At 39.2% G+C, this 9,956-nt stretch carries 4 protein-coding genes, 2 tRNA genes and 2 rRNA genes (1 of these 8 running past the window's edge); 2 read left to right on the top strand and 6 right to left on the bottom strand.

What is annotated here, in order from left to right; all coding sequences use genetic code 11:
• The 5 genes from ACJJVU_RS04175 to ACJJVU_RS04155 form a co-directional block, all read right to left on the bottom strand.
• A 23S ribosomal RNA gene (locus ACJJVU_RS04175) occupies window positions 1-163 on the bottom strand (it extends 2,663 nt beyond the left edge of the window).
• A 279-nt stretch (window positions 164-442) separates the two neighbouring features.
• Window positions 443-519, bottom strand: a tRNA-Ala gene (locus tag ACJJVU_RS04170).
• A 174-nt stretch (window positions 520-693) separates the two neighbouring features.
• Window positions 694-767, bottom strand: a tRNA-Ile gene (locus ACJJVU_RS04165).
• 213 nt (window positions 768-980) lie between these two features.
• Window positions 981-2,504, bottom strand: a 16S ribosomal RNA gene (locus ACJJVU_RS04160).
• Together the 16S and 23S rRNA genes with 2 tRNA genes alongside form the textbook arrangement of a ribosomal RNA operon.
• Window positions 2,505-3,386: 882 nt before the next feature.
• On the bottom strand, window positions 3,387-5,333 hold the full coding sequence (locus ACJJVU_RS04155) for a putative porin (protein WP_405222602.1): 1,947 nt from the start codon (window positions 5,331-5,333) through the stop codon (window positions 3,387-3,389).
• Between the two features lie 108 nt (window positions 5,334-5,441).
• On the opposite strand from ACJJVU_RS04155, the gene ACJJVU_RS04150 reads away from it, so the two are divergent.
• Both ACJJVU_RS04150 and ACJJVU_RS04145 read left to right on the top strand, forming a co-directional pair.
• A complete protein-coding gene (locus tag ACJJVU_RS04150; protein ID WP_405222599.1) occupies window positions 5,442-6,080 on the top strand; it encodes a ribonuclease HII in 639 nt (212 codons plus the stop codon).
• Between the two features lie 93 nt (window positions 6,081-6,173).
• Window positions 6,174-8,630, top strand: coding sequence for a hypothetical protein (locus ACJJVU_RS04145; protein ID WP_405222596.1), 2,457 nt, complete (start codon window positions 6,174-6,176; stop codon window positions 8,628-8,630).
• 10 nt (window positions 8,631-8,640) lie between these two features.
• Here the strand turns inward: ACJJVU_RS04145 and lipB are convergent, their stop codons facing one another.
• Window positions 8,641-9,366: a lipoyl(octanoyl) transferase LipB gene (lipB, locus tag ACJJVU_RS04140; RefSeq protein ID WP_405222593.1), complete on the bottom strand. Its 726-nt coding sequence runs from the start codon at window positions 9,364-9,366 to the stop codon at window positions 8,641-8,643.
• Between the last annotated feature and the right edge of the window lie 590 nt (window positions 9,367-9,956).

Genomic DNA, 9,956 nt, shown 5'->3' with positions numbered 1-9,956 from the left:
TGCCCCATTTCTGGTACTATATCTTCAATATAGTGGGTTGCCCCATTCGGATATCTACGGATCAATTCTTGTGTGCAGATCCCCGTAGCTTTTCGCAGCTTATCACGTCCTTCATCGCCTCTGAGAGCCTAGGCATTCCCCATACGCCCTTAATTAGCTTATTGTACTTATTGCTCTTTTAAGGGCTTATGTATAAAATACATAAGCCTTTATATTATAATGAGTTAATCATATTATATTCATATTCTTGCGTATATAACCGGCTAGGTTACATACGACTTCTCGTATTCTTTAATTATTTCCCAATATGTCAATGAACGTTTTCCCATAATCAGTATAATATCTATGTAAGTAAAAACGTATTACACTCTCGTGAATCCTGTGTTTTTAAAAACTATATCCTTTATACCTAAGGATGATAACTACTATAAAGTAACTATCTTGGTGGAGAATATCGGAGTCGAACCGATGACCTCCTGCGTGCAAGGCAGGCGCTCTAGCCAGCTGAGCTAATCCCCCATTTTTATGAAATTCCGATGATGACATCAGTTTTCGAATGACGAAGTAATGATTCTCAACTTCTAAAATTTCCTTCAAAATGTAATAAAATGAACATCGCGATTTATTAAGCTTTCGCGAAAGCATAACTAACAATTAAACACATCTTTTAAAATATATCTACTTATTAATTAGTAGTCTCAGGCAGACTCGAACTGCCGACCTCTACATTATCAGTGTAGCGCTCTAACCAGCTGAGCTATGAGACTGTAATTAAACAATCTATAGTCGTTAAGTAATAGTCTTAAGTATAAAACTATACACTAAAGTCTAACTACTATTTACTTGTTTTATTAAAATTAAATCGACAGCTATTGAAAACTAAAACTTATTTTAACCTTTCGGTCGTAAGTCGTTTGCTGTGTATTATTGGTATTGTTACATATAAATACATAACGCACAATAACAGGGACAAGCTCTAGAAAGGAGGTGTTCCAGCCGCACCTTCCGGTACGGCTACCTTGTTACGACTTAGCCCTAGTTACCAGTTTTACCCTAGGCCGCTCCTTACGGTGACGGACTTCAGGTACCCCCAGCTTCCATGGCTTGACGGGCGGTGTGTACAAGGCCCGGGAACGTATTCACCGGATCATGGCTGATATCCGATTACTAGCGATTCCAGCTTCATGGAGTCGAGTTGCAGACTCCAATCCGAACTGAGATAGGGTTTATAGATTCGCTCCTGGTCGCCCAGTGGCTGCTCTCTGTCCCTACCATTGTAGCACGTGTGTGGCCCAGGACGTAAGGGCCGTGATGATTTGACGTCATCCCCACCTTCCTCACGGTTTGCACCGGCAGTCTGGCTAGAGTTCCCGACATTACTCGCTGGCAACTAACCACAGGGGTTGCGCTCGTTATAGGACTTAACCTGACACCTCACGGCACGAGCTGACGACAACCATGCAGCACCTTGTAAATTGTCCGAAGAAAAAACTATCTCTAGTCCTGTCAATCTACATTTAAGCCCTGGTAAGGTTCCTCGCGTATCATCGAATTAAACCACATGCTCCACCGCTTGTGCGGGCCCCCGTCAATTCCTTTGAGTTTCATTCTTGCGAACGTACTCCCCAGGTGGGATACTTATCACTTTCGCTTAGTCACTCAGTCCGAAGACCAAACAACTAGTATCCATCGTTTACGGCGTAGACTACCAGGGTATCTAATCCTGTTCGCTACCTACGCTTTCGTCCATCAGCGTCAATATATTGTTAGTGATCTGCCTTCGCAATCGGTATTCTATGTAATCTCTAAGCATTTCACCGCTACACTACATATTCTAACCACTTCACAATAATTCAAGACATACAGTATCAATGGCAATTCTATGGTTGAGCCACAGACTTTCACCACTGACTTATATGCCCGCCTACGGACCCTTTAAACCCAATGATTCCGGATAACGCTTGCACCCTCCGTATTACCGCGGCTGCTGGCACGGAGTTAGCCGGTGCTTATTCTTATGGTACCGTCATCAGTCTACACGTAGACCTTATTCTTCCCATATAAAAGTAGTTTACAACCCATAGGGCAGTCTTCCTACACGCGGCATGGCTGGATCAGAGTTGCCTCCATTGTCCAATATTCCTCACTGCTGCCTCCCGTAGGAGTCTGGTCCGTGTCTCAGTACCAGTGTGGGGGATCTCCCTCTCAGGACCCCTATCTATCGTAGTCTTGGTAAGCCGTTACCTTACCAACAAACTAATAGAACGCATAGTCATCTTATACCGCCGAAACTTTAATGCCTAAATGATGCCATTCAAACATACTATGGGGTATTAATCTTCGTTTCCAAAGGCTATCCCCCAGTATAAGGTAGATTCTATACGCGTTACGCACCCGTGCGCCGGTCGTCAGCAAGTAGCAAGCTACCTCTGTTACCCCTCGACTTGCATGTGTTAAGCCTGCCGCTAGCGTTCATCCTGAGCCAGGATCAAACTCTTCATCGTGTATTGTAAATAAATTTAACTCCTCACGACTCGAAATATCTGGTCAATAATAAACTTCTAGTTTTCAAATTCTTTGTAATAACTGCCGCTAGCGTTCATCCTGAGCCAGGATCAAACTCTTCATCGTGTATTGTAAATAAATTTAACTCCTCACGACTCGAAATATCTGGTCAATAATAAACTTCTAGTTTTCAAATTCTTTGTAATAATACCCGAAGGTATTAATACGCGCTGTCAATTCAATAAATCAATGAACTTTCTCTATCACTATTAATAATAGAAAACTCTTGTAAATGCTAAGGATTCGAACCCTAAATTAGACTAGCTAATCTTCCAAAACATCTCAATAAAACTTTTGAACTTCGCTAGATATGTTACTGTTTCTCTAAGCGGGTGCAAATATACAACTGTTTTTTAAACTCACAACTTAATCTTAAAAATAATTGAAAATTTAATTTTCAACCTCTAAAACCAAGTAACAATCGCAATGAACATAACTCCCAAATAACCTCCATTTGTTAGCGGCTGCAAAACTACAACCTTTTTCCTAATCACAAACTATCTTTTTAAAAATAATTTGAAGAAATAAAAACAAACTTTTTGAAGACATTTAAAAGAACAACCGCTTGCTGTTAAGCGGGTGGCAAAGATACACCGAAGTTCTAATCTGACAAGAATATTCTTAAGAAAATTTCAAGGAAATATGCAACTCACTGTAAACACAAGAAGTAGCTTTTAAAATAATTTGACTGACACCTCAACAACCATAAAAGAACTCTATTTTACACTCCATAAACTCAGAGAAACTAGCAATTCTTACCTCAGCAACTATCAAATAGCTGCAAAATCCACCTTAGAAATTTTCGCGAAAGCGTAAACCATCTATAAGAAGAAGTTCCACACAATACCAAAACGTATATTAAAGTCTCTATATGGGTATCCAGGGGCACTGTAAAAGTCGCTTCCAGTAAAACTACTATTGAAATGTTCTGCTTTTATAAAAATTCGTGTTTGGCGGACTTTCATATTAATAAAGAAATCCAATAATGGAAAGTTACCTAGCTCCTCTGTGTTTTGCACATAAAACTCGGCTAAGATAGGATCATAGCCATTGAGGTTATACTTAGTAAAGTAGTTTGCTGTGATACCCGTCTGTAGAAACAATGCTTTCTTAAAGAGACGGTCTGTAAAGTAAAAACTACCTCTCCCTACGACATCCGGAACATTGAGCACACCCTCTGCCCCTGTTACATTTTGATAGGTAGCCGTGAGATCAAGGTTAAACTTACCAAACTTGATATCTCTATTTGCACTTATCTTTAAATGATTTACCGCTTCTCCAGATTGAAGTGAGGTTACAAGTCCGTCTTCCCCAAGTCCAAAATATGCGAAGTCCTTTATAGTAGACGCAGACGCCTCAAGATTTACGAGACTCTTTGCATCTAGTTGTGCTGCTAGCGTATTTGTTTTTACAGTAGCATAGTTGTCTTGATTAGACCAGTTATAGTTTAAATAATTACTTTGAAACAGTAAGTGATTAAAACTAGCTTGTCTTGCATTACTGAGAATACTCACAGAGAATCGCTTATCATCTGCTATCGAATATCCCGCTTCTCCATATATATTGTACCCATCAAAATCACCCACCACATTTACCTGTGCCTCTCCTTCTATATCAAATCCCCCAATCCTATTTTTGTAAGCTCCACCCACAGCAATATTTGTCCCCTGTAATCTGTTAGGCACACGCTCAGAAACACCATCCCCATCTGCATCTTGAATAAGCACTGCGTTATACCCGTAATCATAATACAAAGCATTTGCTTGAAACTTGAGTTGCCCTAGCTTTTTATCTTCATAAACAGCATTAATCTCATTATAGGTTTCTTCGTGATCTGTTCTATCTGAAAAACTAGTCTGACTAAACGCCTCACCAAAAATTGCATTTGCCGCATCTTGTCTATAAGTATAAAACTTATTCTCACTATTAAAAATATGCCCTACTCTAAGACTATAATCCTTGAGACTATCTTTTTTCTGTACAAGATTATAATGATGGTTCACATATATGCGTGTCCCATCAAGTATATTTTCTGCATCCTCAAAGTTTACAGGTAATCTTGACCTATCACTAAAGTCTCCTTCGCCGCTATTAAACTGCTCTATACCTTGCTCTGTTAGTCCGCCGTTTTCTTGATTTAATAAATCTTGAGCAACCCAGTGTCCTCTTATATGATATCTATCATTTTTAGTTCGATAGCTACTTGCAAATCTAAAGTTACCAGAACTCGTTAAGGCATTTTGATATTTACCTAAACTACGCACTCCTTTATATGCAATAGACATGTTAAGTCGTGGATGTATATTTAAAGTAAAGAATGCATCTAGCTGCTGCCCTTGCTCAAAGGCACTTCTGTAAAACAATTCTGTAAGCGGCGTAGGTAGATGATAGTAATTGATATCTTCTACCTCCATATATGCAAAATGTCTAGCCTGCGCTATATATCCCGGTGTAGTACGTCTATTATTAAAGTCATAGATGAGCGTGTTATTAGTTTGCCCAGTGTTTGCAAATGGCAATAAGCCATATCTATCTTTACGCAGGTAATTAAATTTGTAATCCTTCTTTATATTAAGTGTAGTATCTACGTATGTTGTATCTCTAGCAATTGATATGATTTTATAATCTTCGACGGGTGGTCTTTCAAACTTCTTGATGTTAGTAGAAGAAACCTCTCTGGCATTAAGAGGATCACTATTATCGTCTTGCTGTATAATACCTGTAGATGACCCTTTAGTAGGAATCCGAGAAATTTGTGCAAAAAGCATAGTTTGCAACAGGCAAAATAATAAAATCAAAACTCCTCTCATACAAAAAAATTATAGCGTCAAAATTACATTTTTATCCTCGAACCTCGTATTTTCAGCTCCACAAAGATGCTTAAACTCAAATATCATACTCATCTCATAGAATGTGGCACGGACGAAGCTGGCCGTGGCTGCCTCGCAGGCCCTGTTACTGCTGCTGCCGTAATGCTTCCAGACAACTTCATTAACGAGATACTTACAGATTCCAAACTTCTCACAGAGAAGAAACGTGAATTACTCAAACCTATTATAGAAGAAGAAGCAATTGCTTATGGATTTGCTCATGTTATGATGAGTGAGATAGACGATATTAATATCCTTAATGCTTCCATCTTAGGAATGCACCGCAGTATTGAAAGTATGATAAGTACGCTTTCGCGAAAGCAAAAAAAACCACAACACATTCTTGTAGACGGCAATCGGTTTAAACCTTTTCCCAAGATTGACCACACTACAGTTATAAAAGGCGACGGAAAATACTTACCTATTGCTGCTGCGTCTATTATTGCAAAAACTGCTCGTGATGAATATATGAATATCATACACGAAGAGTTCCCCATGTACAATTGGAAGAAAAACAAGGGTTACCCTACCAAGGAACATCGAGAGGCAATACGCAAATATGGTATTACAAAGTATCATCGCAAGAGCTTTAAGTTACTTCCAGAACAATACGAACTAGATTTTACGTTTAAGAATAACAGCTAATCCCTTGTTTAAAAAGTAGTCAATAACAATATGAGGTTCTCAAGAAGTTCTCAAGACTGAGGTTGTATTTTTGAACCCACCTTAAGCGCACTTATGAAATCTTTCTTTTACATACTTTTTAGCCTTGTTATTCTCGCTAGTTGCGATACTACACCAAAGGCATCATCTTCTCTTACTAAATATATACCTCGCAAAGCGGCGGTAGTTATAAAGACTAATGACTTTAAGGATCTTAAAAGTGCACTTGTAAATAATGACCTTATACAAGAGCTAGCTCCTACGGCACTTTATAAAACCCTAGTTAAAGGGCAGACATTGTTTAAAAACATACAGCCAGATGGCGAGACCTTGTTATGTTATACAAAACTAGGTCGTAATGACTATGACATTAGTATGATCACAAAAGCACATGCTTCTCTTTTTAAAGGAGACTCGTTACTAATGAAAGAAGCAGCACTTAAGGATCCTACTATTAAAACATTAGGCGGAACTGCACATTATCTTATATATAAGGACGTGCTCATTGCTAGTACATCAAAAATCCTTTTAGAAAATGTATTGAGAGAGGATAACACAGACATCTATGAAGATGACCTTTTTGAAAAAGCATACACCTCTTCTAGCAATAGCGCTACGGCTTCTATATTTATAAGAGGATCAGAAGGTGCTAGCTTGTATAAGAGTCTATTTCCTAATGCAACAGCAAATGCGCTTAAAAATTCGTTTTCTTGGACTGCGGCAGATGTCGACTTGGATAACAATGACATCAGACTGAGTGGTGTTGCGCTGGTGCAAGATTCTACATCACAAAGATTAAGCTTACTTAAAGACACACAACCGGTGGTTAATAGAATTGCATCTATTACTCCTACCGCTGCAATTGCTGTAGAGGCTATCACCTATGACGACTGGCAGCAGTTTAAATCTAGTAAAGCAGATTTTTTAAAACTAGATCTCTCTAAATATACGCTTGCAAGAGAGGATCTTTTTGCTAGTTTCTCAGAGGTAGGAATGATTCATCTGCCTAAAGGAAAAGTAATAGTAGGAGTTTCTACAGATATTTCGGTTACCGGCAATGAACTAGCGAGTGCTTCAGAAAAAGCCGAATTTAGAAAGGTTTCCATCTATGAGATTAGTATGGGTTCTGCTTTCGCGAAAGCGTACTCACCGCTACTCAATCTTTCATCTCCTACCTTGTACGCATCGATAGATGACTTCTACCTTTTTGCCGAAAATCAAGAAGCGCTAGAAACTGTGATTGCCAACTATCAAAATAAAGCAACCTTATCTAACAGCGCTACCTTCCAGAACACGGAGAGCACATTAAGTCGAGCGTCTAGTTATTTACATATTTCTAGTCTGGGCAGTAATGCATATAAAGAGCTCGCCTCAGAAGATGGTCAAAAAGTATTAAAAGATATCACTCTGGATGGCTATGATTATAGCGCGCTACAACTCATACAAGAAAAAGACTATTTGCTACTAAATATGGCAATTCTCAAGAACGACGAGGCAACTACAGATGCAAATATTGCTCAAATTGCCAATGTGAAACTAAGTGCAGACATCACAATGACGCCGCAGCTAGTAACAAATCATCGTACTAATGGAAAGGATGTAGTGGTTCAAGACATAAACAACACGCTATATCTAATAAGTAATGCAGGAAAAGTACTGTGGCAAAAAGACCTAGATGGTCAAATACTAGGTGAGGTGCAGCAGATAGATCTATACCGCAATGGCAGATTGCAACTCGCTTTTACCACGCCATCTTCATTTTATGTGTTGGATCGCAATGGTAAAGAAGTATCTCCTTACCCGCTTTCTTTTAAAGACAACATCACACAACCGCTTTCTATCTTCGACTATGACAATAACAGTAATTACCGTTTTGTCATCGTACAAAACGATAAAGTACTGATGTATGATAAAAATGCAAAGGCTGTTTCTGGATTTACCTTTAGAGAAGCCGGAAGTACGATTTTATATCCTCCAGCACATATGCGCATAGGTAACAAAGATTATATCACGATTGCCGAGAATAGCGGGAAGCTGCACATCTTAAATCGCACAGGAAAAACGCGAATTGATGTAAAAGAAAAAATCAACTTTGGAGATACTCCTATTTATAAGTACGGCAACAACTTTGAAACCTTTACAGTTAATGGTGAGAAAGTGAGCATTAACACTTCTGGAAAGCTTACCCAGAGTATTTCAGATTTTCAATCTGATTCAAAAATCGCTATTGAGAGTAAACTGAAAGTAGGTTTGAGAGAAAACGAACTTGTGGTAAATGGTAAGAAGAGAGAGATTGCCTTTGGCACCTATACTTCACCTAGCATCTCAAGCACTGGAAAATCACAATACATTGCTATCACCAATACAGAATCTAGCGAAGTCTATATCTATGACAATAAAGGTGTATTACTACCTAACTTTCCTATCTATGGAACTTCTAAGGCAGATGTTGGCTTTTTACGAAGCAATAAGTCTCTAGGTTTTGTAACTCAGGGAGGTAGTAACTCGGTATTGATTTACAAGATTAACTAGCGCGTCGTCCTTATATATATTCCGCGCCCGCTTCTGGGGTAATGAAGTTGGCTTCAAAGAGCGCTGTAAAGTGTTTAAGTAATTTCTCTTTTACCTCTACCTCATCTACCCTTGCTTTACCTAGCTCTACATTGAGAGAGGTCACTGCTTTGTCTTTTATCCCGCAAGGAATCATCAGGTCAAAGTAGCCTAAGTCTGCATTTACGTTTAATGCAAATCCGTGCATGGTTACCCAACGGCTAGCGCGTACACCCATAGCACAAATCTTACGTGCAAACGGAGTTCCCACATCAAACCACACACCTGTTTCTCCTGGAGAACGTTCGGCTTTTAGTCCGTATTCGGCTAGGGTGAGAATTACCATCTCTTCTAGTAGTCTCAGGTATTTGTGAATGTCTCTAAAAAAGCTATCAAGATCAAGAATAGGATATCCTACAATTTGTCCGGGACCGTGATACGTGATATCTCCGCCGCGATTAATCTTATAAAAACTAGCTTTTTTCTCGGCAAGCTCTTTTTCGCTGACAAGCAAATTAGAAAGATCACCACTCTTGCCTAATGTAAAGACATGAGGATGCTCTACAAACAAGAAATGATTAGGAGTTACCAGTCCGGCGTTTTGTCTACGGTTTGCGATTTTCATATCCACCGTTTTCTTAAAAAGCGTCTCTTGATAGTCCCAAGTTTCCTTATAATCTCGATTTCCGAGGTCCTGTAAAATGATATTTTTATTCACGGCGCAAAGGTACGCAGAAACATAAAAAAATATCTCAACTTTTTAAAATCCCTTTTTCTTAAGAAGTGAATACAACGATTTTTCTTTTCCCCGCCCTAAAGGGTGGAAAAATCTTTATTTGACAAGAGCTGATTGTAAAAACCTACTCTAGCTTTCGTAGGTGTGTGTGAGTACTCTTGTGAAACATCTCCCCTAGCCCCTCTTCGAAGAGGGGTACACTCTTGTGAAAAAAGCCACACTTTAGGGATGGGGAAAGCTTTTTGAAAATTATCTAGTCAAAGACAGGAACACTCTTGTGGGAATTGCAACGAAGTTGCAAAAATTGAAGTCCCTCTTCGAAGAGGGGTTGGGGAGATGTTCGCGAGTTGTAAAAAACCACCCTTTAGGGTTGGGGGAACTTCTTTAGTAGTGCTCAGATTTTTCTTTTCCCCGACCCTGAAGGGTGGAAAAATCTTTATTTGACAGGAACTGATTCTAAAAATCTACTCTGGCTTTCGTAGGTGCATGTGAGTACTCTTGTGAAACATCTCCCCTAGCCCCTCTTCCAAGAGGGGAACACTCGCATGAGAATTGCAACGAAGTTGCAAAAA

The sequence above is a fragment of the Dokdonia sp. Asnod1-B02 genome (assembly GCF_045063955.1).
Taxonomy (GTDB): domain Bacteria; phylum Bacteroidota; class Bacteroidia; order Flavobacteriales; family Flavobacteriaceae; genus Dokdonia.
This window is presented reverse-complemented; position numbering and strand designations above follow the sequence as displayed.

What these genes read in the sequence shown, in the direction of transcription:
- ACJJVU_RS04150 (WP_405222599.1), top strand. Translation starts at nt 5,442, where the DNA reads ATGCTTAAACTCAAATATCATACTCATCTCATAGAATGTGGCACGGAC.
- ACJJVU_RS04145 (WP_405222596.1), top strand. Translation starts at nt 6,174, where the DNA reads ATGAAATCTTTCTTTTACATACTTTTTAGCCTTGTTATTCTCGCTAGT.
- ACJJVU_RS04155 (WP_405222602.1), bottom strand. Translation starts at nt 5,333, where the DNA reads ATGCTTTTTGCACAAATTTCTCGGATTCCTACTAAAGGGTCATCTACA.